This window comes from Microbacterium sp. BDGP8 (assembly GCF_029991045.1).
Lineage (GTDB): Bacteria > Actinomycetota > Actinomycetes > Actinomycetales > Microbacteriaceae > Microbacterium > Microbacterium plantarum.
On sequence record NZ_CP120712.1, the window covers coordinates 3,216,724 to 3,240,906 of the forward strand.

The following is a 24,183-nucleotide window of genomic DNA, read 5'->3' on the forward strand; positions in this document are numbered from 1 at the left end:
TACCTTTCGTCGGGGTCTTCGGTGTTCACATCACGCGCAGCGACACGATCCGCGCCTGCGCGGCACCGTTCGTGGCCGTCACCCGCACCCGCAGGCCCCTGACCCCGTCGACCTCGACGTCGTGAACACGCTGTCGTCGGCGGTTCGCCGTCACGCTGACCCGTTCGACCCAGACGCCGTCGGCGCCGCAGGTCTCCACGACGTAGTCGCGAACCAGCTCGGGGAACACGCGGTCGGGCGTGCGGTGGTGATGCAGCGTGTTGAGCTCGACGTCGGTGTCGTCATCGAACACCAGTCGCACGGCCGTGATCGACTGCTCGTCATCCCAGGCGAGGGCGAGGTGCGGCGCCGCGTCGTCGGGACGCGACATCCACAGGTTCGGACCGCCGAAGAACCGCTGATAGCCGCCGACCGCCTGCTGGGCCGCGAAGGCCGACGTCTGGGGATGCAGGCGCACGCGCGGCGTGCGTCCTCGCATCGGGATCGCCGGCCACGCGATGACGCTCTCGGACTCGTCGACGGCGACGTTCTGATCACCGTCGGCCTGAGGTCGGTGCGGCAGGGTCAGCACTCCCGGCACCTGCGCCTCGGCGAGGACGACGCTCACATCGGGATCGGCGCCCAGGACCACGACGACGTTCTCGGGCTCATCCGGAGTCCACACGAGCGGCAACCGCACCCACTGCGGGTCGGCGGCTGCCCTCACGTCGACCGAGACCCGCATCCGTTCGTCGATGGGAACCGCGTTCTGCCGCCGCCCGGTGGTCCACAGCCCGGCGGTGAGGGTGGCAGCGCGGGCCACCTTCAGCAGAACGTCGACGCCGTCGAGCTGCGGGTCCACCGGGACGAGCACGCCGAGGTCGGAGTCGAGCGGGTGCTCGGCGACAGCGGCATCCGGCACGAGTTCGACGGGGTCGAGCGTGGTCGCCACCGATGACGCCGATACGCGGGCCTGCCGCGCCAGGTCGGCCGGATCGGTGTTGCGCACGCCGAACACCGAGGCATCCTGGCGCAGGAGCACCTGACGCAGCTCGTCGGCGTGGTCGGCAGCCAGCGCGCGCGGACGCACCCCGAGGTCGAGCGCGAGCGCGGCTCCGGTTCCCGCCGCCTCGCCGCCCGCGCCGCATGTGGCCATGACACGGGTCGAGCCGAACGCGACATGGCTCGCCGAGATGTCGCGCCCCGCCACCAGCAAGTTCGCGACGTTGCGCGAGTAGTAGCTGCGGAACGGGATGCCGTAGATGCCGTTCGAGTACCGCTGGTGAGCCCCGGCCTCGGTGGCGTACATGCCCTCGACCGGGTGCAGGTCGATCGACCAGCCGCCGAACGCGACCGCGTCGTGGTGGTCGACCTGATCGAGGATGTCGTTCTGGGTCAGCACATGGTCCCCCAGGAATCGGCGGTACTCGCGCTTGCCCGGGATCGTGCCGACCCATTCGAGATCGAGGGTGTCGGCGTCGAAGCGGCCCGAGTTCTTGATGTAGTCCCAGATGCCGAAGATGACGGAGCGCAGTTCGTCGCGGATCGCCTCGTTGTCGTGCACGGTGTCGAGGTGGCCGCCCCACTCGATCCACCAGTAGTGCGCGCCCGAGTCGCCGGACCGCAGGATCCGCGACGTCGGGATCGGGGTGGCCGTGATGTCCTTCGCCGAGTCCGGCGCGACGAAGTCGACCGGTCGTCCCACATCCTTCGTGTAGAAGAGGATCGTCGAGCCGAGGAGCTCGTCATCGGCCGTCTCGGGCGCCCACGCCTCGCCGAACTCGCCGCGGGCCTCGCGACCGATCCGGAAGTCGGCGCCGGCCAGGTACCCGATGAGACCGTCGCCGGTGCAGTCGAGGACGTACGGGCTCCGGAACGTCGTGGCGATCTCCGAGCCCATCGTCCACCCGTGCACAGCCGTCACGACCCGCTCGCCGTCGACGTCGTCGATGTCGATCTCGCGCACATCCGTGTTGAGGAACAACCGGATGTTGGGCTCGGCCCGCACCGCGTCGAGCACGACCTCGTCCCAGATGATGGGGTTCCCCTCCGGGTTGCGGTACTGGTTCTCGACGTAGAGCTCGCCGATCACGCCGCTCTCGCGGGCGAACCGCTGAATGCCGTGCGACGTCGCGCCGACGACCCAGACCCGCACCTCCGACGACGAGTTGCCGCCCAGCACCGGCCGGTTGCCGATGAGCGCCACCCGCTTCCCCAGCCGCGCGGCGCTGATCGCCGCGCAGACGCCGGCGAGGCCGCCGCCGACGACGGTGATGTCGGATTCGATGTTCTGAGTGCGCATGGTTCCTTCAGGGCAGGGGGATCACCGGCGGGAGCGAGACGGCTCCCGCCGGTCGGATGACGGTCTGGTCGAGCGGTGGGACGGACGGACTCAGAGCAGGCGGGAGATCGCCTCCCCCGCGCTCTTCATCGCCGCCCCAGGCTGGGCCTGGCCGATGAGGACCGCCTGCACCTGTTCGGCGATCGCGGTCTCCATCTGTCCGTACGCCGGGTACTTCCACAGCGGGCTGGGCTTCGCCGTCGCGGTGATCGATGACGTGAACGCCTCGACGAAGGCGTTCGAGGTGACCGCGTCCGACGAAAGAGCGGCATCCGTCGTCGGCGGCAGACCGAGCGCCGTGAAGTACGTCTCGCTCTGCGCGGTGTCGCTGGTGAGCCACGACGCGAAGTCGGCGGCGGTCTGCGATCCGTCACCGTCGACGACGACCACCAGGTGGCCCCAGAGGACGTGCTGCGGAGTCTGGCCCGCCTTCAGCACCGGCCGGGCGATCGGGGTCATCTTGTCGCCGAGCGAAGCATCGGGCGACTGCGAGAGCACGGCGGATTTGCCCACGGGGGCATCGTCGTAAATCGCGGTAGATCCCTGGGCGAAGAGGGTTCGCGCCGCGGCACGGTCGACGTCGGGGGCGATGAGCCCCTCGTCGTAGAGCTTCTTATACCACTCGACGGCCTTGATCGACGCCTCGTCTCCGATCGCAGACTCGTCGCCGTCGACGATCGGCGATCCGAAGGTCTGCATCCACACGACGATGTCCTTGAGCTGCGCGGCCTTCGTGCTCGCCGCGTAGGGGATCACCCCGATCCCCTTGAGCGCACGCAGGCCCTCCTCGAACTCCTCGATCGTGGCGGGGGTGAGCGACGCCCCGGCACGGTCGAACAGCTCGGCGTTGCCGATGAGGCCGACGGCGCCGATCGTCCAGGGCAGTCCGAGCTGCTTGCCGTCCGACTTGCCCGCCCCCAGTGCGGCGTCGGTGTACCCCTTGCCCTGCGTGAACGCGGACAGGTCGGTGAGCTTCCCGAGTGCGGCGAGCGCCGACAGCCAGGCGACGTCGAGCTGCGCGGCACCGGCGAACTGACCGCCTCGCACCTGCAGCGTCAGCTGATTGAGGTAATCGTTGTACGGATAGGCGACCGTGTCGATCTCGATGCCCTCCGCCTGTCGGAAGCTCGACAGGGCGGATTCGATCGCCGGCTTCGCCGCTTCCTCCGACAGGCTCCACGACGAGAATGTGAAGTCGGTGGCGGTGCCGCCGCCGGGTGTCGCGGCAGGCGCACCGGAATCTCCCGGGGCGCAGCCGGCGAGCCCGAGCACGGCGGCGCCGCCGATGCCGAACACCGAGTACCGCAGCAGCGTGCGCCGCGAGATGTCCTGGACCATGAATTCTCCTTCGAATCGGGTGGGTGGATCAGCCCTTGACCGCGCCGGCGGTGATGCCGCCGACGAGGAAGCGCTGGAGCAGGATGAACGCGACGCACACGGGCACCGACACCACGAGGGATGCCGCCATGAGCGCGGGCCACGAGGTGCTGGCCTCGGAGATGAAGGTGTTCACGAGGCCGGGCGGCAGCGTCTGCCGATCGGGCCCGGCGAGGGTGAGCGCGAAGATGAAGTCGTTCCACCCGCGGACGAAGGCGAACAGGCCGGCCGCGACCAACCCCGGCGCCGCCAGCGGGAACACGACCGAGTGGAAGATGCGCCACGGACCGGCGCCGTCGATGCGCGCCGCCTCGATGAGGTCGTCGGGAAGCGCGTCGAAGAAGCCCTTCAGCATCCAGACGCACAGCGGCAGGGTGAAGGTCGTGAACGACAGGATGAGCGCGAGGTAGGTGTTCAGGAGACCGAACTGCGCGAAGACGAGGTAGAGCGTGACGAGCAGCAGCGCCTGCGGGAACATCTGACTCGACAGCACGAAGTACATCAGCGACTTGCGGCCCGCGAAGCGATACTTCGAAAAGGCGTATCCCATGTACATCGACACCACGACCGACAGCACGGCGGTCACGACCGACACGATCACGCTGTTGCGGAGGTAGCCGAAGATCTGCTCGTTGCCGAAGACCGTCGCGTAGTGCTCGAACGTCACCTGTGTGGGGAAGAGGGACGGCGGGAAGGCGAACACGCGGTCGCTCGGGGTGAGCGAAGTCACGAGGAGCCAGTACACGGGGGCGAAGCCGAAGAGGACGATCACCGCGAGCGCGGTCCACATGCCCCAGCGGATGCGACCGCGTCGGCGGCGGGTCGGAGCCGGCTGCGCCGGGGCGGCCGAGTGAGATGCCGCGGGTGCGGGCGTGGGAACGGGGGTGATGGTGCTCATCGTGAGCCTTCCTTCTCGCCGCGCTCGGAGAGCCAGACGTACACCACGACGAGCACCGTCAGCAGCGCCATCCAGACGATGCCGAGCGCGCCGGCGTGACCCAGGTCGTAACCGCGGAAAGCGGTGTCGTACACTTCGGTGGCGAAAGTGCTGGTGGTGCCCGCGGGACCGCCGCCGGTCAGCACGAAGATCGTGTCGAAGTGCTGGAAGTTCCAGATGAACTCGAGCAGCACGACCAGAGCGGCGACGCCGCGGATGTGCGGCCACGTCACGGCGAAAAATCGGCGGACGACTCCGGCTCCGTCCATCGAGGCCGCCTCGTGCAGTTCGCCGGGGACCGTCTGCAGTGCGGCCAGCAGCATGACCATCACCCAGGGGAAGGTGTTCCACGTCTTCGCGATGATGAGCGCGCCACGAGCAGTGTCGGTCTGGAAGAGCCAGGCGACCGGACTGTCGATGGCGCCGAGGCTCATGAGGATGCCGTTGAGCACACCGTAGTTGGCGTCGAAGATCCACATCCAGAGGAACGAGACGACGACCCCGGGAATCAGCCACGGGATGAGGAAGGCGCCCCGCAGGATGCGCTGGCCCGGGAAGCGCTGGTTCAGCACGAGCGCGAGCGCGAGCCCGATCAGGAACGGCGCGATGGTCGCGCCCACGGTGAAGATGAGGGTCTGCCAGACGAGCCGACCGAAGTCATCTGCGAGGACGGCGGACAGGTTCTCGAGCCCGACGAACTCCATGCCCGGATAGAGCAGATTCTCGTCGAAGAACGCCGAGACGAGCGACCGCAGCAGCGGGTAGAGCACGATCGCGCAGAGCAGCACGAACCCGGGCAGCAGCAGGAAGACCAGGAAGGTGCGCTCGCTCAGCCGCGAGCCGAGTCGGCCCCGCCCGGGGCTCTCGTGAGCGGTCACGCTCGAAGAGGTCATCGTCGTCCTTCGTTTCGTCGTCCGGGCCGTCGTCTGCGACTCCCGGGGGTGGCGACTATCCGCGTCGCCGAACTCAGAGTGCACGACGTGCGCATAGTGCGCAACTGTCATGCACTATGTGCATAATGGGGTGACGGACATCGGCGGCGAAAGCGAGGAAGCATGGCTGCGGAGAAGGGCGCCAATCAGAGCGTCGAGAAGGCGATCACGGTTCTCGAGACCTTCTCGGGGGGTGAACCCATGCGCGTGAGCGATGTCGCGCGCGAAGCCGGGATCGGTCAGTCGACCGCGTCCCGCCTGCTCGCGACTCTCGAGGCCGGCGGGCTGGTCGAGCGCGATCCGCAGACGTCGCTGTACTTCCTCGGCGCCGAGCTCATGACCCTCGCGGGCATCGCGATCAATCAGAACCGGGTGCACCGAGTCGGCCGTCAGATCGCGCAGAGCCTCGCCGGAGAGATCGGTCTCGGCGTCAACATCGCCCTCCTCCGCGGCGCGGAGCTGGTCTACCTCTGCAACTTCGAAGGGCCGCTGTCACCGAAGTCGCACACGCTGATGGGGCAGCGCGTGCCGCTGCATGCGACCAGCATCGGCAAGGCCACGCTCATCGGCACGAATCGCGAGAAGCGCCTGCGACTGCTGCCGGAGCTGCCCGGCTTCACCGAGGCGACCATCACGACGCACGAAGCGCTCGACCGCGAGGTCGCGTTGACCGCGAGACGCGGCTACGCGATCGAGGTCGAGGAGTTCGTGCTCGGACGGGCCTCGACCGCCGCGCCGATCCTGGACCGCAGCGGGAAGATCGTCGCGGCCGTATCCGTCTCTGGTCCGCTAACAGCGATCGATCTCGAGGCCCGCGGCGCGGAGCTGGGCCGCACGGTCGTCGAAACCGCCGACCGCATCAGCTCGGGCCTCGGCTATCAGGGCCCGGCCTGAGCCTTGCGGTCCGAGCGGCGACGCCCCGCCCGCGCGATGAAGAACAGGATCGTCCCGACCACGATGTAACCGGCGGTGCCCAGCCACACCGGCCCCGTCTGCTGGGTGAGCAGCACGACGCTGGCGATGATCGCGAGCACGGGCACGACCCGGGGCACCGAGAAGTGCTTGTGCTCGACCTTGTCCTTCTTCAGCACCAGGACGCTGATGTTCGCCGACAGGAAGACCAGCAGGAGCAGCAGCACCGTCGTCTCGGCGAGCGTTCCGATGTCGCCGAGGACCGTGAGCAGCATCGTGGCGCCGGCGACGACGAGGATCGAGACCCACGGCGTGCGGCGCTTCGACAGCACGCGGCCGAAGGCGTGCGGCAGCAGACCCGACTCGGCGAGACCGTAGCCCACGCGGCTGGCCATGACCATGAACAGCAGGGCACCGTTGGCGATGGCCACAAGGGCGATGAGGCTGAACAGCCACGGCGGGATGGCGACGCCGCTCGCGGTCACGACATCCAACAACGGGCCGGTCGACTCGGCGAGCTCGGCCGGCGGCACGACGATGACGGCGCCGATCGCGATGAGCAGGTAGACGACCGCCGCGGTGATGATGGCGCCGAAGAGGGCTCGCGGGTACGACTTCGACGGGTTCTTCACCTCTTCCGCCATATTGGCCGCCGCCTCGAAGCCGAGGAACGAGAAGAAGGCGACGATGGATGCCGCGAACGCCCCCTGCAGCGGAGGCACATCCGGGGCGAACTCGAAGATGCGCGCCGGCTCGCCACCGCCCCCGGCGAAGACCATCGCCGCGACGAAGATGACGATGACCAGGCCCGAGACCTCGATGATCGACGCCACGAAGTTCGTGGCGAGCGACTCGCGCACCCCCCGCAGATTGATGAGGGTGAGTACCGCGATGAAGGCGATCGCCACGGGGATCGGCGGGATGTCGAAGAGCGCGGCGAAGTAGTCGCCCGCGAACGCGTTCGCGAGCGCCGCCGCCGTCGTGATGCCCGACGCCATCATGAGGAAGCCCACGAGGAACGACAGGAACGGGATGCCGAACGCCTTGTCGACGTAACGGGCGGCGCCGCCCGCGTGCGGGTATTTCGTGATCAGCTCCGCGTAGGTGCCGGCGGTGAGCAGCGCGACGACGAGCGCGATCAGCAGCGGCAGCCAGATCACACCGCCGACGTCCGTCGCCATCGTTCCGACGAGCGTGTAGATGCCGGCGCCGAGGGTGTCGCCCACGATGAAGGCGAACAGGAGGGGGGTTCCGATGGCCCGCTTCAGTCCAGGCCGATCGTCGGCGATCGGCGCACTGGTGTCGTTGGTCATCGCATCACTTCAGCGCCTCACCCCGAATTCCGACAACCCCTGGCGTCGGCGCGTGATCTGTGATTGTCCACCTGCCACGGGGCGGCGCCCGATACAGGCAGGATGTGAGACATGTCCGATGCCCCCGCTCGCTCGTTCCTCCGCGGCGCCGCCGACCTCGCGCGCGGCTTCGGCTTCTGGTCGCGCCGGCCGGGGGTCATGGCGCTCGGCCTGATCCCCGCCGCGATCGTCGGGCTCGTGCTGCTCGGCGGCCTCATCGCGCTCGGCGCCTTTCTGCCTCAGATCGTCGACGCCCTCACCCCGTTCGCCGACGCGTGGCCCGAGCTGTGGGCGACGCTCGTGCGCGTCGCCGCGGGCACCGCGGTGCTCGGCGGCGCGATCGTGCTCGTCGCGGTGTCGTTCACGGCGCTCGCCCTCATGGTGGGTGAGCCGTTCTACGACCGCATCTGGCGAGCCGCCGAAGCCGACCTCGGCGGTCCCGTTCCCGACAGCGAGAGCGGATTCTGGCGCTCGGTCGGCGACGCGGTCGGACTCATCGCCCGCGGTCTGCTCGCGGCGGTCATCGCAGCCCTCGTGGGCCTCATCCCCGTCGTCGGCGGCGTGCTGGGGTCGGTCACGGCGGTGTCGCTCACCGGCTGGCTGCTCGCGGATGAGCTGACCTCGCGCGCCCTGTCCGCACGCGGCATCCTGGCCGCCGACCGGCGCCGTCTCCGCCGTACGCACCGCGCCCGGTTCCTGGGCTTCGGCGTGGCTACGCAGCTGTGCTTCCTCGTTCCGCTCGGGGCCGTCGTCGCGATGCCGGCCGCCGTCGCCGGCTCGACCCGGCTGGCGCGGACGGTGCTGGACGCGCACGACTGAGGTCCCCACGCCCGACGTCAGTCGTGCCGGACCGAATCGGGCTCCTCGTCGCGGATGCGCTCGTTCTCGATCTGGAACGTCGAGTGCAGCACCGATACCTCGAAATGCTCCGCGACGCACGAGCGCACCTCCTGCAGCACCTCGGCCGCATGGCCGTCGGTGAAGCACCGGTCCTCGACGACGACGTGCGCCGTGATGGTCGGAAGCCCCGACGCGACCGTGGACGCATGCAGATCATGCACGTCGGTTACGTGGTCCAGGCGCAGGATGTGCGCGCGGACGTCGTCGAGATCGAGCCCCTGCGGCGTGAACTCCATCAGCACCGACGCCGTCTCGCGCATGAGCTTCACGGCGCGGGGCACGATGAGGGCGGCGATGAACAGCCCGGCGACCGCATCCGCCTGCGCGAATCCGGTCGTCGCGATGACGATCGCCGCGACGATGACGCCGACGGACCCGAGCGCGTCGTTGAGCACCTCGAGGAACGCCGCGCGCATGTTGAAGTTCGCGCCGCGACTCGAGGACAGCACCGCGATCGCGACGATGTTCGCGACGAGGCCGACGACGCCGAACACCAGCAGCTCCAGGGCGGGAACCTCGGGCGGCTCGAACAGGCGACGGATGCCCTCGATCGCGGCGTACACGCCCACCACGAGCAGCAGCGCTGCCTGGGCGAAAGCGGCGATCACCTCGATCCGGCGGAAGCCCCACGTCCGGCGGGCGTTGGCCGGCCGCATCATGAGGTTCGCGGCCACGAGCGCGACGAGCAGACCCGAGGCATCGGTGAGGGCATGGGCGGTGTCGGTGAGCAGCGCGAGGCTGCCTGTGACGATCGAACCCACCGCCTGGGTCGCGACGATCGCCGCAGTGATCCCGAAGGCGATCCAAAGCCTCACCCGGAAGTCGGCGGGCTGTCCCGCCTGCGCCGCGTTCACGGGGCCATGGTCGTGTCCGGCGCCCATCAGCTGGCCTCGGCCTCGCCGGCGATCGCGCGGGGCCGCCGGAGGTGCCCGCACAGCGTCGCGCTCGTCCCCGTCGCGCCCAGCAACGCCTCGGCCGCATTGATGAGTCGCGCGGTCGCCTCCGGCTCGGCGAGGGCGTACCAGGACGATCGCCCGTCGGGTCGCACCGAGACGAGCCCGCACTCGAGCAGGAAGGCGACATGCTTGCTCACGGTCGACTGCGCGAGCCCGACATGCTCGACGAGATCGCGAACACGGTGCTCGCCGTACGACAGATGCTGCAGCACGGCGAGCCGGGTCGGGTCGGCGAGCGCCTGGAAGAGATGTGCGTAGACCTCGGTCGCGCGCGCGTCCAGCTCCACCGGGACACCAGCATCGAGAGATCCATTCATCGCCACGAAGCGATGATATCGCGCAGAACCGATATGAGAAAGGGGTTCGGCGCGGCGGCGTCAGCGGGCGCGGCGGATGCGGATCGGCCCCTTCGCCGTCGACGGGTCGACGACGGCACCGCGCTGCGTGATCTCGACCTCGCCGTCGGCGACGAGCCGCCGCGCGGCACGGCGCGCGGGTTCCATCAGGTCGCGCCACTCCTCGCCGCCGACGGCGCGCGCCGCCTCGGAGGGGCAGATCGTCGCCCCTGCGGCGCGAGCGCTCAGCAGCTCGAGGATCGTCTCGCTCAGCTGCGCGTCGACGGGACGGATGCCGCGACGGCGGCAGGCATCCGAGCAGTAGCGGACCTCGTCCCAGCTCTTCGCCCACTTCGCACGCCACTGCATCTCGCGCCCGCACGACGCACACGTCTTCGGCGGCGGGGTCGCGGCGGCGGCGGCTCGGGGCATGCGTCCAGTCTGCGCGCGTTCCGGGCCTCGGGTCGGGCCGTTGACAAGCGCCCCGGACACGTTCAGGTGAGCAGGCGCGTCTCGCAGCGAGTCTCGGCGACACCGTCGCCGTCGCGTTCGACGCCCCACACCGCGCCGTCCCGCGACTCGGTGAGCATCTCGACCGGCTCGCCGTCGACATAGAGCACGGCGGCACCCTCGTCGAGGCCGAACCCGTTCGGCAGTGTCCCGTCGGCGATCGCGCGTTGCAGAGCGGGGCGCCGGTCGGGCTGCGAGTCGTAATGCACCCCGACCGATCGGTCGACGAAACCGAGCGCGTCGTCGATCACGGCGACCGGCCCGAACGTCGTGGTGGGGCCGCCGACGTGCCAGCAGATCGCGCCGGCCGAGGTGCCCGCCAGCACGGTCCCCTGATCCGCCGCCTCGGCGAGCACCTCGGGCAATCCGTGCACCCGCCACACGGCGAGGAGGTTCGCGACGCTACCACCGGCGACCCAGACGAGATCGCTCGCCAGCACGGCCTCGCGGAGGTCCGGCTGGTTCCGCCCGAACAACCGGATGTGGACGGCGTCCACTCCGAGCTGCTGCGCGGCCGCCAGCTCGCGGCCCTCGTCGACGCGCTGGTCCCCCGCGGCGGTGTTCACGAACGCGACCCGGGGCCGCCGTCCCGTCACACCGGTCAGGTCGAGGGCGTACCGCTGCAGCGGGCTGAACTCGACATCGCCCCACTGCGCGGGGCTCCACCCGCCGCACGTGGCCAGGATCGTCCGACTCTTGCTCATGAGAGCATCACCTCCGGTGCGTTCCAGGCTCGCACACGCGTGGTGATCGTCTTAGCCTGGCGGGATGTCGACTTCGCCGAAGGTGTACGTGATCCACGAGAACCCCGAGTGGTGGGCGCCCTTCGCGGCCGCGTTCGCCGCCGAGGACGTCCCCGCCGAGCAGTGGCTGCTCACCGACGGATCCATCGATCTGTCCGCCAAGCCGCCGCAGGGGGTCTTCTGGTCGCGGCTGTCGGCATCGGCGCACACGCGCGATCACGCGCAGTCGAAGGAGTACGGCCGCGCGGTGCTCCGCTGGCTCGAGTCGTGGGGCCGCACGGTGATCGGCGGCAGCCACGTCCTCGAGTTCGAGGTCAGCAAGGTCGCCCAGCATGCCGCCCTGCGGACGAGCGGCATCGACGTCCCGCACACCGTCGCCGTCTTCGGCACCGGTGACCTGAAGGAGCGCGCACGCGAGTTCCCGGTGCCGTTCATCAGCAAGCACAACCAGGGCGGCAAGGGTCTCGGCGTCCGCCGCTGGGACTCCCACGACGAGTTCGACGCCTGGGTCGACGGCCCCGAGTTCGAGGCATCCCCCGACGGCATCACACTCATCCAGGAGTTCCTGTTCGCCCGTGAGCCGTTCGTCACCCGCGCCGAGTACGTCGGCGGCGAGTTCGTCTACGCCGTGCGCGTCGACACGAGCGCCGGCAGCTTCGAGCTCTGCCCCGCCGATGCGTGCGTCGTCGACCCCGCCGCGGGCACGGGCGCCACGCCGGCCTATCCGCCCTTCGCGCTGCGCGACGAGATCACCGCCGACCATCCCCTGGTCGTGCAGCACCGCGACTTCCTCCGCGCCGTCGACATCCGCATCGCCGGAATCGAGTTCGTCGAGACGATCGAGGGGCGACTCGTCACCTACGACCTCAACACGAACACGAACTACAACCCCGACGTCGAGGCCTCGGCTCACGCATCCGGGCCGGGCGAGATCGCCCGATTCCTCGGCGGACTGCTCGGCGAAGCACGCAACTAGCGCAGCCCCGCCTCACGCACAACCGATAGGCCGCATCCGAGGCTCTTCCTACGCTGACACCGTGCTCCGAAACCTCGTGATCGTCCTGGGCGACCAGCTCGACCCCGACGCGAGCGCCTTCGACGACTTCGACCCGGCGCAGGATGCCGTCTGGATGGCGGAGGTCGCCGAAGAGTCCACCCACGTCTGGAGCTCGAAGCCGCGCACCGCGGTGTTCCTCGCCGCGATGCGCCACTTCGCCGAGGACCAGCGCGACGCCGGGCACACCCTGCACTACGCGGAGCTCGACGCACGGGGGAACTCAGGCACATTCGCCGGCCAGCTCGCCGCCGACCTGGAGAAGCTGAAGCCCGAGGCGCTCGTGATGACCGAGCCCGGCGAGTGGCGCGTGCGCGAAGCGCTGCAGCAGACGGCGGATGCCGCCGGCATCCCGCTCGACATCCGCATCGACCGGCACTTCTTCTCGACCATCGCCGAGTTCGCCGAGCACGCCGAGGGCCGGGCGACCCTGCGGATGGAGTACTTCTACCGCGAGATGCGCAAGCGGCACGGCATCCTCATGACCGGGCGCGGGCAGCCCGTCGGCGGCGAATGGAACTACGACGCCGACAACCGCAAGGCGTTCCCGAAGCAGGGTCCCGGTCTCGTGCCGCCCCGCGCGACCTTCGCGCCCGATGAGATCACGCGCGAGGTGATCGCGCTCGTCGACACGGAGTTCGCCGAGCACCCCGGTTCGCTCGACACGTTCGCGTGGCCGGTCACTCGCCCGCAGGCGCTCGAAGCGCTCGACCTGTTCATCGACGAGCGGCTCCCGGGCTTCGGTGACGCTCAGGACGCGATGTGGCCGGGCGAGCCCTGGCTCTGGCACGCGCACCTGTCATCGTCGATGAACCTGAAGCTGCTGCATCCGCGCGAGGTGGTCGCGGCCGCCGAGGAGGCGTACCGGTCGCAGCGTGCGCCTCTTGCGGCGGTCGAGGGATTCATCCGGCAGATCCTCGGGTGGCGCGAGTATGTGCGCGGGATCTACTGGACGCAGATGCCCGGCTACATCCAGCGGAACGCTTTCGAGGCGTTCGAACCGCTGCCTGACTGGTACTGGACGGGCGACACACCCATGGCCTGCCTGAGGGATGCCATCGGCACGACGCTCGAGAACGGGTACGCGCACCATATCCAGCGCCTCATGGTCACCGGGCTCTACGCGATGCTGCTCGGCGTCGACCCGCGCGAGGTGCACGCTTGGTACCTCGCGGTGTACGTCGATGCGGTCGAGTGGGCCGAGCTTCCGAACACGCTCGGGATGAGCCAGTACGCCGACGGCGGGCTCATGGGCAGCAAGCCGTACGCCGCGACCGGCAAGTACATCGATCGCATGAGCCCGTACTGCAAGACGTGCCCGTTCGACCCCGCGAAGCGGATCGGCGAGGATGCCTGCCCCTTCACCACTCTCTACTGGGACTACCTCATCCGGCACGAGGCGCCCCTCGCCGAGAACCACCGCATGGCGCTGCAGGTGAAGAACCTGGGCCGCCTCGACGACGACGAGATCACCGCGATCCGCGCCCGCGCCGACGCCATCCGGCGCGGCGACGTCACCGATTCACGACCATCCGGCCGATGGTGAGATAGTGACGACACCCGAACCCAGGAGCGACGCCATCACCCGTCCGACATCGACGCTCGCGCGCCTCGTCCACATCTCACGGCCCGTTCTGTGGATCAACACGATCGGCACCGGCGCGCTCGGCATGTGGCTGACCGGTCAGCTCATCGACGTCGCCGCGATCCCGCTGCTGATCTGGCTGACGCTGCCGTTCAACCTGCTGATCTACGGCGTGAACGACATCTTCGACCAGGACACGGATGCGCTGAACCCGCGCAAGGGTTCGATCGAGGGCGCGCGCATCGAGCCGCGCGAGGTGAAGCTCATCGCATGGGCGGTGGCGGTCACCAACATTCCGTTCCTGATCTATTTCGTCATCGCGCTTCCGCTCGCCGCCGTCGGGCTGATCCTGCTCTACGCGGGCGTGTTCGTCTTCTACTCCGCCCCACCGCTGCGGTTCAAGGCGCGACCGTTCCTCGATTCGCTGAGCAACGCCGCCTACGGCCTGCCGCTGCTGATCCTGCCGGTCGCCCTCGAGGCACCGCCGGTCTGGCCCGCCGTCGGGGGGCTGCTCGCCTGGAGCGTCGCGAAGCACGCCTACGACGCCGTGCAGGACATCGAGGAAGACCGCGAGGCGGGCATCACCACCACCGCGGTACTGCTCGGCCCGCGCGGCACCGCCCTGTGGAGTGGCGCCTGGTGGCTCATCTCGACCGTGCTCTTCGCGCTCGTCAGCGTGCCCGTCGCGCTCGTCAACCTCTCCCTCGCCGGGACCCTCGTCGCCTGGATGCTGCTGCGCCCGACACCCGCGACCGGCCGCAGGCTGTATCCGCTGTCCGTCGCCTTCCCGTACATCGCGGGATCGGTCGCGAGCGGGCTGCTGCTCGCCGCCATGTTCCTGGGAATCTATCCATGAGCCGCATCGTCGTCGTCGGCGCGGGCCTCGGCGGGCTCGCGGCATCCGCCCTGCTCGCCCACGCCGGCCACCGCGTGACGCTGCTCGAAGCGGCCGAGACCGTCGGCGGCAAGAGCCGGCGCATCGAGCTCGACGGCGAGCGCATCGACACGGGACCATCCCTCGTCACCTTCCCGTCCGTCTGGGATGAGCTGCTGCGCCGGTTGGGCGCCGGGCCGCGAACGGGCACGGATGCCGGTGGGCTCGACCTCGTCCGTCTCGATGAGGTCGGCCGCTACTACTACCGGGGCGAAGAGGTGTCGCTGCCCGTGCCGGAAGGGCACCCCTGGTACCCGGCATGGAAGCGATTCAGCGACGAGCACGCACCCCTCGCGGGCGACGTCGCCGCGCTGCTCGTCGCCGACCCGCTCGATCGCGCGTCGCTGCCCGCGCTGCAGCGGTTGCTCGCCGTGTACGGTCGACGCCTCAGCACCCGCGCCTACCTCGACAGCCTCACCTGGATGCCCGAGGGACTGCGCGAGATCATCGCGATCCACACCCTCAACGCCGGCGTCTCCCCCTCCCGCACCCCGGCGTTGTACGCGAGCATGCCCGCCGTCATGGCCGCCGACGGGGTCTGGGTGCCCCGTGGCGGGGTGTTCGAGATCGTCGTCGCCCTGCAGCGGCTGGCGGATGCCGCGGGCGTCGAGATCCGCACCGGCGAGCGCGTCACGCGCATCGAACGCGGGCGGGTCACGACCGAGCGCGATGTGCACGAGGCGGATGTCGTCGTCAGCGGTCTCGACGCGTCACGACTCGACGGGCTGCTGGGGCGGCGGCGCCTCATTCCCGGTTCGCCGTCGCTGTCGTGCTCGGCCGTCGCGGTCTACGGTGTGCTCGAGAAGCCTCTCCCCGAGCGGATCGCCGCGCACAGCGTCATCCTGCCCACGAAGCCCGCTGCCCTGCACCGCAGTCTCGCCGCGGGCGACGAGCCCGCCGACACGATGGCGTTCGTCAACCACTACCGTGCCGGCGAGATCTACCCGAACGAGCGCAGCACCCTCGCCGTCCTGCTGACCAGCCCCGCCGATGGCCAGGGCTACTCGCTCGACCACCCGTTCGTGACGCGCGAGATCGAGCGCATCTCGGGCGCCATGGGCCTCGACGGACTCCTCACCGATGCGATGACCGAGACGACCGTGCTCGACCCCCGCTACTTCGGCTCGTTCGGCGAGCCCCACGGCGCCCTCTACGGCGCATCGCGACCGCTGTGGATGAGCGGCCCGCTGCACCAGCCCGCGCAGCACGACCTCCGCGCACCCTGGCTCTGGCGGGTCGGCGCCTCGGTCCACCCGGGCGGCGGCATCCCCGCCGTGCTCGGCGGCGCGATGATCGTCGCGGCGAAGCTGCTCAAGCGGCATCCGGCCTGAGCCGGCTTACAGCCGAGGAGATCTGCTGCGGTCACGACGGAAGCTCCCCGCGACCACGCGCCCACCGGGCCAGGAAGTACAGCCCGACGCCGACCACGATGAGGATGGCGCCGAAGATCCATACCCGGAGGGTCTGCTGGCTCAGCAGCAACAGGCACGACGCGACGCCGAGCACGGGAACGAACGTCCAGACGCGGAAGTGATCGTGATCGACGCGGTCGCGGCGCAGGACGAGCACCGAGATGTTCGCGCTCAGGAAGACGAAGAGCAGCAGCAGGACGACCGTCTCGGCGAGCAGCGCCAGGTCGCCCACGAGCGTCAGCAGCATCGCGACGAGCGTCGTGGCGAGGATCGCCACCCACGGCGTCTGCCGCCCGGGCAGCACCCGCGACAGAGCGCGCGGCAGCAGCCCCTGCTCTGCCATGCCGTACGTGAGACGGCTCGCCATGATCATCGTCAGCAGCGCACCGTTGGCGACGGCGATGAGCGCGATGAGGCTGAACAGCCACGAGGGGATGGCGACGCCGCTCGCCTCGACGACCGCGAGGAGGGGGCCGCTCGAGCTCGACAATTCTTCGGGCGGCAGAGCGATGCTGCTCGCGAGGCCGACCAGCACGTAGACCAGCCCGGCTGCACCGAGAGCGGCGAACAGCGCTCGCGGGTACATCTTCGAGGGTTCCTTGACCTCTTCGATCATGTTCGCCGACGTCTCGAAGCCCACGAAGGAGTAATACGCGATGATCGCTCCGGCGAGCACGGCCGACGCGACGCCGGTGCCCTCGGGCACCTGCGTGACGCGCGACACATCCCCGCCACCGCCGGCGAGGAGGAACCCGACCACGACCACGACGATCACCAGCCCGGAGACCTCGATGGCGGTCATGACGAAGTTCGCGCCCATCGACTCCCGGATGCCGCGGGCATTGAGAGCCGCGAGCACGGCGAGGAACACGATGGCGACCGGCACCACGGGAACCTCGACGAACGTCTGCAAGTACTGACCGGCGAAGGCGATCGACAGCCCCGCCGCGCTCACGACACCCGCGGCCAGCATGCAGAAGCCGACGAGGAACGACACGAGCCTGTTCTTGAACGCGCGCTCGGCGAAGACGGCCGCGCCGCCGGCCCGCGGGTACTTCGTCACCAGCTCGGCGTACGACCCGGCGGTAAGCAGCGCGAGCACGAGGGCGGCGAGGAGGGGCGCCCACAGCATTCCGCCGACACGCTCGGCCAGCACCCCCATCAGTGCATAGACACCTGCACCCAGAACGTCACCGAGAATGAAAGCGAACAGCAGCGGTCCGCCGATTCCTCGCCGAAGGCGAGTGGGCACGGGGGTATCGGTCTTGCTCATTCCGCGAACGTTAGATCGCGGAATCCCGAAACCCGTAGCGGGTTGACAGCAGACCCGCGGATGAGCCCAGACCCCGACCGCGCGGCCGACCGCGGGCGAGGCGGTAGCCTCACCTCCGTGCCCAGACGCACACGAGCGTCGGAAACGGAGGCCGGGCTGCGCAGCCTGCTCTCACTCGTCGGCTACGAAGCCCGCGCTTCGTCGAGTTGACGCAGGCGCGCGGTGATGCCGACGAGGCCCGTGCTCCACGCGACCGTGACGGCCACGGCACCCGACGTCGACGCGATGATCCCGGCGGGCGACCCGCTCATGCCGGCCACGATGGCCCAGGCGATGAGAGCCAGCAGCGCGATGGCCGATCCGACCGGCAGCCAGGTCCTCGCCGTTTGCAGGCGGGACGCCTCTCGCGTCGCACGGTCGGCGGGCTGGTTGGCGAGGGCAGTGCTCATGGATACGACGCTATGCGGGCTGAGTGGGCCGCGCCTCCGCCGTACGGCGGAACCCTCGCGCGCGAGCATCCGGCGCACGGGTGAGGCACGACGTCAGCGGTAGCGCCGCGGCACTGTCCAGGGGCGGCCGAACTCGGTGTTGTACGACTCCGGATCGAACGGGCTGTCGCCGCCGGCGGGGAAGCTCGTGAGCTCGCCGAAGACCACGCGACCGTCGACGTCGTACAGATCGACGCGCACGAAGTCGGTGCCCTCGCCGAGCCGCTCGGCGATGCTGATCATCTCGTCGAGATGCGCCGGCCGCGAGCGCTCGGGATCAGCCCAGGGCGGGCCGCCACTCATCGGGATGCGGCTCCAGTCGGGTCGGAAGAAGTCCTGCGTGCGACCGCCGAAGCGTCCGCCGTCGACCTGGATGAAGTGGCATCGCCCATGGAAGACGAAGAACTTGTAGTCGTCCGGGATGCCGCCGTCGGCACCGACCAGGAACTCCTCGACGATGACTCGGCGCGGCACCTGTCCGTAGACCCACTCGCGATTCGGGCCCTGACCGTAGAGCTTGGCGAGCCAGCCCGCGGCGATCGCCGCGAGGTCGTGCGGGTTCGCGAACTCCGGACGCACGTGCCGATAGACCCAGCCCCAGCGCGCTTCCGGAAGCCGGGCATCCGCGGAGGCGGCGGCGGACACGACGATCGCAGCGCCGCTCCCGTGCGTCGGCTTCACGACGTAGGCATCGGGCCAGTCGAGGTCCAGCAGGCTCTGCGGATCTTCGATGATCGCGTAGGCGCGGGGCAGGTACTGCTCGCCGATGACCGCGGCGACGTGGTCGCGCACAGCGGCCTTGTCCGCGAAGGTGACGATGAGGCTGCGGCGGTCGCGCAGCATCTTGTACCGCACCTTCTCACGGAACGTCATCGGATTGCGGGTGCGCCACAGGCGCAGCATCCGAACCAGCCGGCTGCGCTCGCGCCAGCGGACGCCATGATGGCGAGGTGTCACGACTCGTCGAGGTCGCCTTCGTCGTGACCGATCGACTTCGCCTCGAGGAACGTGCAGAGCTCGGCGGCGACGGTGAACTCGGCCGCGAGCGAGTGCATCTGGAAGCTGCTGAGAATGGTGAAGTCGGGCTGCGGTTCGATGGTGATCCGCCAGCGGGCATCGCCGATCTCGATGGGCTCCATGAACACCGACACGGAGGAGTTCGCGAGGGGCACGACGACGAGCCCCGTGTCCGATCCCTCCGAACCGTCCTGCACGAGGACGCGGATGAGCTCACCCGCTCCCCGCTGCTCGTGGAACTCGCCGAGCCAGCGCTCGAGCGTCTCTTTACTGCGGAACGGCATCAGGCTCCCAACGGGCCGAGGGCGGATGCGCGTGATTCCGCGCACTGGACTATAACGGTCGTCGGCTGACCGTTCAGTCCATCCCCACGGCCATGTCGGTGAACCGCGAGAAGTGACCCTGGAACGCCACCGTCACCGTGTCGGTCGGACCGTTGCGGTGCTTCGCGACGATGAGGTCGGCCTCGCCGGCACGGGGGCTGTCCTTCTCGTAGGCCGCCTCGCGGTGCAGCAGGATGACGATGTCGGCATCCTGCTCGATCGAGCCCGACTCACGCAGGTCGCTGATCGCCGGCTTCTTGTCGGCACGCTGCTCGGCACCACGGTTCAGCTGCGACAGCGCGATGACGGGAACCTGCAGCTCCTTCGCGAGCAGCTTGAGCGCACGCGAGAACTCCGAGACCTCCTGCTGACGCGACTCGACGCGCTTACCGCTGGTCATCAGCTGCAGGTAGTCGATCACGACCATCTTGAGGCCCACGCGCTGCTTGAGGCGGCGGCACTTCGCGCGGATCTCGACGAGCGTCATATTGGGGCTGTCGTCGATGTAGAGCGGAGCGTCGTTGATGCGGCCACGCGTCGCGGCGACGGTGGTCCAGTCGCGTGAGTCGAGGGTTCCCTTGCGCATCGACTGCAGCGGCACGGCGCCCTCGGCGCTCATGAGGCGCATCGCGATCTCGCTGCGCCCCATCTCGAGCGAGAAGAAGATCGTGGGCGAGTTGTTCTTGATCGCGGCGGCGCGGGCGAAGTCGAGCGCGAGCGTCGACTTACCCATGGCGGGACGCGCCGCGACGACGATCATCTGACCGGGATGCAAGCCGTTGGTCAGCTGGTCGAGCCCGGAGAAGCCGGTCGGGATGCCGGTCATCTGGCCATCGCGACCACGTGCGGCTTCGATGTCGTCGATGGCAGCGGTGACGGCGACCTCGAGGGGGACGTAGTCCTCGGCCTTCTCGGCACCGGTGACCGAGTAGATCTCGGCCTGTGCGTTGTTGACGAGGTCGACCGCGTCGCCCTGGCCGTTGTAGCCCATCTGGACGATGCGGGTTCCGGCCTCGACGAGGCGGCGCAGCAGGGCGCGCTCGTTGACGATCGTCGCGTAGTAGCCGGCGTTCGCCGCGGTCGGCACGATCGAGGTGAGCGTGTGCAGGTAGTCGGCCCCGCCAGCGCGCTGCAGCTCGCCGTTCTTGATGAGCTCGTCGGTGACGGCCACAACATCGGTCGGCTCACCATGGGAGTACAGCGAGAGCAGCGCCTCGTAGATGAGCTCGTGCTTCGGCACGTAGAAGTCGGTGCCCCGGAGCGTCTCGATGACGTCGGCGACGGCATCCTTCGACAGCAGCATTCCGCCAAGCGTGCTCTGCTCGGCGAGCATGTCGTGCGGCGGGGTGCGATCGGGTTCGCGCCGTCCGCCGAGCCTGTCGTCAGAGATGTCCGCGATCGACATCCGCACCCCCGCATCCTGGCCTGTGACCGAGCCGGAGTACACGGTATGGAGGGCATCCGACACCCGCAAACCGGCCTGTGGATAACTCTGTGGAGAGGATGCGGGAAACGCCGCGACGGTTGTGAAGAAGTCCTGTGGAAAACGCCCGGGGATACGTGGAAAGTCTACGAGTAATTAGCCGTTGATCAGGGGTTTAAGTTTCCCCAACCTGTGGATGAAGATCGTGGTTGAAGTCTCACTTGAAGGTTGTTCATCTGGGGACTCACTTGTGTAAAACGCCCGCCTTGTCAAGTCGACTCGGCGCCCCCGGCGCGGCATCCTCAGGACGGGCTCATGACGAACTCAGCGGAACCCTAGACAGTTGCCCGAGACAGGAGTATCTTTCTTCGCCAAGCAGTACCCGACGGCACGGGGTCTCCCGTGCGAACGATGTCGACGCTCTCGGGGGAGGTGATCGCTCGTCATGGCCCAGCACCGCCGTGCGCCTCGCTGGGTGCCGATCCTCGGCACCGGCGTCGGTCTCGCCTTCGCCTGGACGGCGCTCTCCCTCGCACTCGCGCCCGCGAGCTACGCGGCCGACGAAGAGACTGGGCCCCTCCAGGGCATCGTCTCCGCCGTCACCGACCCGGTCGACCGTGCCGTCGAAGACGTCGTCGCTCCGGTGCTCGACACTGTCGTCCAGCCTGTGGCCCGCGTCGCAGATCCCGTCGTGCAGGCTGTCGCCCCCGTCGTGCAGTCGGCCCCTCCCGCCGTCGCGCCGGTCGTCGAACCGGTCGTCCGCGAGGTGGTCGAGCCCGTCGCGCAGAACGTCGTCGCACCGGCTGTGCAGCCGGTCGCAGACGTGGTCGAGCCGGTCGCCGACACCGTGGCTCCCGTCATCGAGCCCGTTTCGGATGTCGCGGCGCCCGTCACGGAGAACCTCGCGCCTGTCGTCGCACCGATCGTCGGCTCACTGTCTCCGGTGACCGATGCCGTCGGCGCCCCCGTGACTCCCGTGCTCGGCATCCTCGACGGCGCCCTGGCACCCGTCGTGGCGGTGCTCACTCCGGTGACCGATGCCCTCGCGCCCGTCACGGACGCGCTGACTCCCGTCATCGTCCCGATCACGGATGCCGTTGTACCCGGCGGCTCGCAGCCGCTCGTTCCCCTGCTTCCCGGCGAGACGCCGGAGCCCGGAATCGCCACCAGCTCGCCGCTGGACGCGCTCTCCGCCGTCGCGCTCGGTCTGGCACGCGACCTGGCTACGTCCACGTCGACCGACGGCCCATTCGGCATTTTCGGCGTCCTGGCGACGTCGGCCGAGGTTCTCGCGCCCTCATCCGAACTGTTCGCCGCGGCGGCCAGCGCGGCACCCGCCGTCGCGGGTCATGCGCTCGCTCTGGGCGCACCGGCGTCGGGTGGCCTCGCCGTCAGCGCTCCGGGCGCGGCCTCGGCCGGCGCCGCCGCTGCCGGAGGCGGTATCGCCGCAGCCCTGTTCGCATTCGCCGGAGCAGCGTTCCTGCTCCCCGGACGCCGCGGACGCCTCACGAACTCGACGGGCCCGATCTCGCCCGTCTACCCCACCGACGTCTCTCCTGACTGACGAACGGCCGGCCGCGCTCGAGCGGCACGACCATCGGCGCGCAGCGCCATCCATTCGTCATTCTCAAGGAGAGAACAATCATGAACACCATCGTCTCGCGTGCCATCTGGGGCACGCTCGTCGCCGGGGGGATCACGATCCTCGGCGCATCGGTCGCCCACGCGGCCGACACCACGGGAGAGGACGGGTTGCTTTCGGGCACCCAAGGCATCGTCTCAGTCGACGCTCCGATCACGGTCAGCGGGACGTCCGTCGCCGTCCTCGGTGACGCGGACAGCTCGACGTCAGGCTCGAGCGCACCGGAGTCGGCACCGGCGCCCAGCGGCTCGACGAGCGGCTCGGACGGCGTCGGCTCGGGGTCGCAGGCGCTCATCAGCGTCTCCGTGCCCGTGACCGTCGAGGGCACCTCCGTCGCCGTCGTCGGCGACAGCACGTCGTCGACGGACAGCGGCAGCGCACCCGCCGAGCCGGCTCCTGCTCCGGCGCAGCCCGCTCCGGCACCCGCTGCCGAGACGGACGGGTCGGATGGCGTCGCCTCCGGCACCCAGGTCGTCGCTCCGGTGACGGCGCCGATCGAGGTCAGCGGCACCGCCGTCTCGGTCATCGGAGACGCCACCAGCGACACCACCACCGGCAGCAACACGGCCGGCAACGGCGGTTCGACGGCTGACGCGTCGACCGGCGGCTCGGACAGCGTCCTCGGCGGCACCCAGGTGCTCGCACCGGTCACGGCACCGATCGACCTGACCGGCACCGCCATCTCCGTCATCGGAGACGCCACCACCGACACCACCACCGGCAACAACACCGCTGGCAACGGCGGCGGCACCACGGGCACCACGCCCGAGGCAACCACCGACGGCACCGACGGCATCCTCGGCGGCACCCAGGTCGTCGCACCCGTGACGGCACCGATCGACCTCACCGGCACCGCCATCTCCGTCATCGGAGACGCCACCACCGACACCACCACCGGCAGCAACACCGCTGGCAACGGCGGCGGCACCACGGGCACCACGCCCGAGGCAACCACCGACGGCACCGACGGAATCCTCGGCGGCACCCAGGTCGTCGCACCCGTGACGGCACCGATCGACCTGACCGGCACCGCCATCTCCGTCATCGGAGACGCCACCACCGGCAGCAACGGCGGCACGACGGGCACCACGCCCAGCGCGTCGACCAGCGGCTCGGACAGCATCCTCGGCGGCACCCAGCTGGTGCTCCCGATCACTGCCCCGATCTCGCTGACCGGAAACGCGATCTCGGTGATCGGCGACTCGACCACCGAGGTCGTCACCCCGGCCGGCCCGGGAACCGACCCCGGCACCGACCCCGGCACTGACCCGGGCACCGACCCCGGCACGGACCCCGGAACCGACCCCGGCACGGACCCCGGAACCGACCCGGGAACCGACCCCGGAACCGACCCCGGCACCACGCCCGGCACGGATGGCAACGGCGAAGCCCCCGCGGTTCCGACCACGTCGAGCATGACGGACACCGCTGTGGTCGGCACGTCGGCTTCGGCAGCGTCGGCTCGCCCGCTGATGCTCGCCAAGACGGGCGGTGAGACCCCGGTGGCTCTCGGCATCGGCGCCCTGGCGCTGACGCTGATGGGGCTCGTCCTCGTCGCTCTGCGCCGTCGCGCCACGGTCTGATCCCGACAGGAGTCAGTCTCGGACAAAGCGGATGCCGCGGGCCCTCGGCCTGCGGCATCCGCTCCGGCCTGCCCGCGGGGCACCTCGCCGACGCGCACGCCACCGCACCGGGATGCAAGGGATCTGCACCGACACCCCGGGGCTCGGCATCCGCTCGCGGGGTGTCGGCCCGGAA

At 69.6% G+C, this 24,183-nt stretch carries 22 protein-coding genes; 8 read left to right on the forward strand and 14 right to left on the reverse strand.

What is annotated here, in order from left to right; all coding sequences use genetic code 11:
- Positions 1-25: 25 nt before the first annotated feature.
- The 4 genes from P6897_RS15540 to P6897_RS15555 all read right to left on the reverse strand — a co-directional run bounded on the left by P6897_RS15540 (position 26) and on the right by P6897_RS15555 (position 5,527).
- Complete coding sequence (locus P6897_RS15540) at positions 26-2,281, reverse strand: FAD-dependent oxidoreductase (protein WP_282501712.1); 2,256 nt, start codon at positions 2,279-2,281, stop codon at positions 26-28.
- A 90-nt stretch (positions 2,282-2,371) separates the two neighbouring features.
- On the reverse strand, positions 2,372-3,658 hold the full coding sequence (locus P6897_RS15545) for an extracellular solute-binding protein (RefSeq protein ID WP_282501713.1): 1,287 nt from the start codon (positions 3,656-3,658) through the stop codon (positions 2,372-2,374).
- Positions 3,659-3,686: 28 nt separating this feature from the next.
- Complete coding sequence (locus P6897_RS15550) at positions 3,687-4,595, reverse strand: carbohydrate ABC transporter permease (protein WP_269268368.1); 909 nt, start codon at positions 4,593-4,595, stop codon at positions 3,687-3,689.
- Positions 4,592-5,527: a sugar ABC transporter permease gene (locus P6897_RS15555; protein WP_023953611.1), complete on the reverse strand. Its 936-nt coding sequence runs from the start codon at positions 5,525-5,527 to the stop codon at positions 4,592-4,594. Before P6897_RS15555 ends, P6897_RS15550 begins: the two co-directional genes overlap by 4 nt.
- A gap of 162 nt (positions 5,528-5,689) precedes the next feature.
- Between P6897_RS15555 and P6897_RS15560 the strand changes: the two genes are divergently transcribed.
- A complete protein-coding gene (locus P6897_RS15560; RefSeq protein ID WP_274179191.1) occupies positions 5,690-6,460 on the forward strand; it encodes an IclR family transcriptional regulator in 771 nt (256 codons plus the stop codon).
- On the opposite strand, the gene P6897_RS15565 is transcribed toward P6897_RS15560, so the two are convergent.
- Complete coding sequence (locus tag P6897_RS15565) at positions 6,445-7,791, reverse strand: APC family permease (RefSeq protein ID WP_112615305.1); 1,347 nt, start codon at positions 7,789-7,791, stop codon at positions 6,445-6,447. The two genes, P6897_RS15560 and P6897_RS15565, sit on opposite strands and share 16 nt — an antisense overlap.
- Positions 7,792-7,902: 111 nt before the next feature.
- On the opposite strand from P6897_RS15565, the gene P6897_RS15570 reads away from it, so the two are divergent.
- On the forward strand, positions 7,903-8,649 hold the full coding sequence (locus P6897_RS15570; protein WP_282501714.1) for an EI24 domain-containing protein: 747 nt from the start codon (positions 7,903-7,905) through the stop codon (positions 8,647-8,649).
- Between the two features lie 17 nt (positions 8,650-8,666).
- On the opposite strand, the gene P6897_RS15575 is transcribed toward P6897_RS15570, so the two are convergent.
- From P6897_RS15575 to P6897_RS15590, 4 genes are all read right to left on the reverse strand, one after another.
- Entirely contained in the window at positions 8,667-9,611 is a 945-nt protein-coding gene (locus tag P6897_RS15575; protein ID WP_282501715.1) for a cation diffusion facilitator family transporter, read from the reverse strand.
- On the reverse strand, positions 9,611-10,003 hold the full coding sequence (locus P6897_RS15580; protein ID WP_114587591.1) for a metalloregulator ArsR/SmtB family transcription factor: 393 nt from the start codon (positions 10,001-10,003) through the stop codon (positions 9,611-9,613). The genes P6897_RS15575 and P6897_RS15580 overlap by 1 nt, the downstream gene beginning before the upstream one ends.
- Positions 10,004-10,063: 60 nt before the next feature.
- Positions 10,064-10,453 (reverse strand): DUF2256 and DUF3253 domain-containing protein, encoded by a 390-nt coding sequence (locus P6897_RS15585; RefSeq protein WP_282501716.1) that lies wholly within the window; start codon positions 10,451-10,453, stop codon positions 10,064-10,066.
- Between the two features lie 62 nt (positions 10,454-10,515).
- Entirely contained in the window at positions 10,516-11,235 is a 720-nt protein-coding gene (locus P6897_RS15590) for a peptidase E (protein WP_282501717.1), read from the reverse strand.
- A gap of 64 nt (positions 11,236-11,299) precedes the next feature.
- On the opposite strand from P6897_RS15590, the gene P6897_RS15595 reads away from it, so the two are divergent.
- From P6897_RS15595 to P6897_RS15610, 4 genes are all read left to right on the forward strand, one after another.
- A complete protein-coding gene (locus P6897_RS15595; protein WP_282501718.1) occupies positions 11,300-12,250 on the forward strand; it encodes an alpha-L-glutamate ligase in 951 nt (316 codons plus the stop codon).
- A gap of 61 nt (positions 12,251-12,311) precedes the next feature.
- Positions 12,312-13,874 carry a cryptochrome/photolyase family protein gene (locus tag P6897_RS15600; protein WP_274179164.1) on the forward strand — a complete coding sequence of 521 codons (1,563 nt, stop codon included), beginning with the start codon at positions 12,312-12,314 and terminating at the stop codon, positions 13,872-13,874.
- 4 nt (positions 13,875-13,878) lie between these two features.
- A complete protein-coding gene (locus P6897_RS15605) occupies positions 13,879-14,769 on the forward strand; it encodes a UbiA family prenyltransferase (protein WP_274179163.1) in 891 nt (296 codons plus the stop codon).
- Complete coding sequence (locus P6897_RS15610; RefSeq protein WP_274179162.1) at positions 14,766-16,178, forward strand: FAD-dependent oxidoreductase; 1,413 nt, start codon at positions 14,766-14,768, stop codon at positions 16,176-16,178. The genes P6897_RS15605 and P6897_RS15610 overlap by 4 nt, the downstream gene beginning before the upstream one ends.
- Before the next feature lie 31 nt (positions 16,179-16,209).
- Here P6897_RS15610 and P6897_RS15615 read toward each other — a convergent pair whose 3' ends face one another.
- The 5 genes from P6897_RS15615 to dnaB form a co-directional block, all read right to left on the reverse strand.
- Positions 16,210-17,532, reverse strand: coding sequence for an APC family permease (locus tag P6897_RS15615; protein ID WP_274179161.1), 1,323 nt, complete (start codon positions 17,530-17,532; stop codon positions 16,210-16,212).
- A gap of 182 nt (positions 17,533-17,714) precedes the next feature.
- Positions 17,715-17,981: a hypothetical protein gene (locus P6897_RS15620; RefSeq protein WP_274179160.1), complete on the reverse strand. Its 267-nt coding sequence runs from the start codon at positions 17,979-17,981 to the stop codon at positions 17,715-17,717.
- A 93-nt stretch (positions 17,982-18,074) separates the two neighbouring features.
- Positions 18,075-18,977, reverse strand: a complete 903-nt coding sequence (locus P6897_RS15625; protein WP_274179159.1) for an ATP-grasp fold amidoligase family protein — start codon at positions 18,975-18,977, stop codon at positions 18,075-18,077.
- Entirely contained in the window at positions 18,974-19,321 is a 348-nt protein-coding gene (locus P6897_RS15630; RefSeq protein WP_274179158.1) for a hypothetical protein, read from the reverse strand. Before P6897_RS15630 ends, P6897_RS15625 begins: the two co-directional genes overlap by 4 nt.
- 73 nt (positions 19,322-19,394) lie before the next feature.
- Positions 19,395-20,765, reverse strand: coding sequence for a replicative DNA helicase (gene dnaB / locus P6897_RS15635; protein ID WP_036304736.1), 1,371 nt, complete (start codon positions 20,763-20,765; stop codon positions 19,395-19,397).
- A 463-nt stretch (positions 20,766-21,228) separates the two neighbouring features.
- Between dnaB and P6897_RS15640 the strand changes: the two genes are divergently transcribed.
- Both P6897_RS15640 and P6897_RS15645 read left to right on the forward strand, forming a co-directional pair.
- Positions 21,229-22,347, forward strand: a complete 1,119-nt coding sequence (locus P6897_RS15640; protein WP_282501719.1) for a hypothetical protein — start codon at positions 21,229-21,231, stop codon at positions 22,345-22,347.
- An 80-nt stretch (positions 22,348-22,427) separates the two neighbouring features.
- Positions 22,428-24,008, forward strand: coding sequence for a chaplin family protein (locus P6897_RS15645; protein WP_282501720.1), 1,581 nt, complete (start codon positions 22,428-22,430; stop codon positions 24,006-24,008).
- Positions 24,009-24,183 lie beyond the last annotated feature (175 nt).

Excerpts from the sequence above, each read along its gene's own strand:
- P6897_RS15540 (WP_282501712.1), bottom strand. The coding sequence starts at position 2,281 with ATGCGCACTCAGAACATCGAATCCGACATCACCGTCGTCGGCGGCGGC.
- P6897_RS15545 (WP_282501713.1), bottom strand. The coding sequence starts at position 3,658 with ATGGTCCAGGACATCTCGCGGCGCACGCTGCTGCGGTACTCGGTGTTC.
- P6897_RS15550 (WP_269268368.1), bottom strand. The coding sequence starts at position 4,595 with ATGAGCACCATCACCCCCGTTCCCACGCCCGCACCCGCGGCATCTCAC.
- P6897_RS15555 (WP_023953611.1), bottom strand. The coding sequence starts at position 5,527 with ATGACCTCTTCGAGCGTGACCGCTCACGAGAGCCCCGGGCGGGGCCGA.
- P6897_RS15560 (WP_274179191.1), top strand. The coding sequence starts at position 5,690 with ATGGCTGCGGAGAAGGGCGCCAATCAGAGCGTCGAGAAGGCGATCACG.
- P6897_RS15565 (WP_112615305.1), bottom strand. The coding sequence starts at position 7,791 with ATGACCAACGACACCAGTGCGCCGATCGCCGACGATCGGCCTGGACTG.
- P6897_RS15570 (WP_282501714.1), top strand. The coding sequence starts at position 7,903 with ATGTCCGATGCCCCCGCTCGCTCGTTCCTCCGCGGCGCCGCCGACCTC.
- P6897_RS15575 (WP_282501715.1), bottom strand. The coding sequence starts at position 9,611 with ATGGGCGCCGGACACGACCATGGCCCCGTGAACGCGGCGCAGGCGGGA.
- P6897_RS15580 (WP_114587591.1), bottom strand. The coding sequence starts at position 10,003 with ATGAATGGATCTCTCGATGCTGGTGTCCCGGTGGAGCTGGACGCGCGC.
- P6897_RS15585 (WP_282501716.1), bottom strand. The coding sequence starts at position 10,453 with ATGCCCCGAGCCGCCGCCGCCGCGACCCCGCCGCCGAAGACGTGTGCG.
- P6897_RS15590 (WP_282501717.1), bottom strand. The coding sequence starts at position 11,235 with ATGAGCAAGAGTCGGACGATCCTGGCCACGTGCGGCGGGTGGAGCCCC.
- P6897_RS15595 (WP_282501718.1), top strand. The coding sequence starts at position 11,300 with ATGTCGACTTCGCCGAAGGTGTACGTGATCCACGAGAACCCCGAGTGG.
- P6897_RS15610 (WP_274179162.1), top strand. The coding sequence starts at position 14,766 with ATGAGCCGCATCGTCGTCGTCGGCGCGGGCCTCGGCGGGCTCGCGGCA.
- P6897_RS15615 (WP_274179161.1), bottom strand. The coding sequence starts at position 17,532 with ATGAGCAAGACCGATACCCCCGTGCCCACTCGCCTTCGGCGAGGAATC.
- P6897_RS15620 (WP_274179160.1), bottom strand. The coding sequence starts at position 17,981 with ATGAGCACTGCCCTCGCCAACCAGCCCGCCGACCGTGCGACGCGAGAG.
- P6897_RS15630 (WP_274179158.1), bottom strand. The coding sequence starts at position 19,321 with ATGCCGTTCCGCAGTAAAGAGACGCTCGAGCGCTGGCTCGGCGAGTTC.
- dnaB (WP_036304736.1), bottom strand. The coding sequence starts at position 20,765 with ATGTCGATCGCGGACATCTCTGACGACAGGCTCGGCGGACGGCGCGAA.
- P6897_RS15640 (WP_282501719.1), top strand. The coding sequence starts at position 21,229 with ATGGCCCAGCACCGCCGTGCGCCTCGCTGGGTGCCGATCCTCGGCACC.
- P6897_RS15645 (WP_282501720.1), top strand. The coding sequence starts at position 22,428 with ATGAACACCATCGTCTCGCGTGCCATCTGGGGCACGCTCGTCGCCGGG.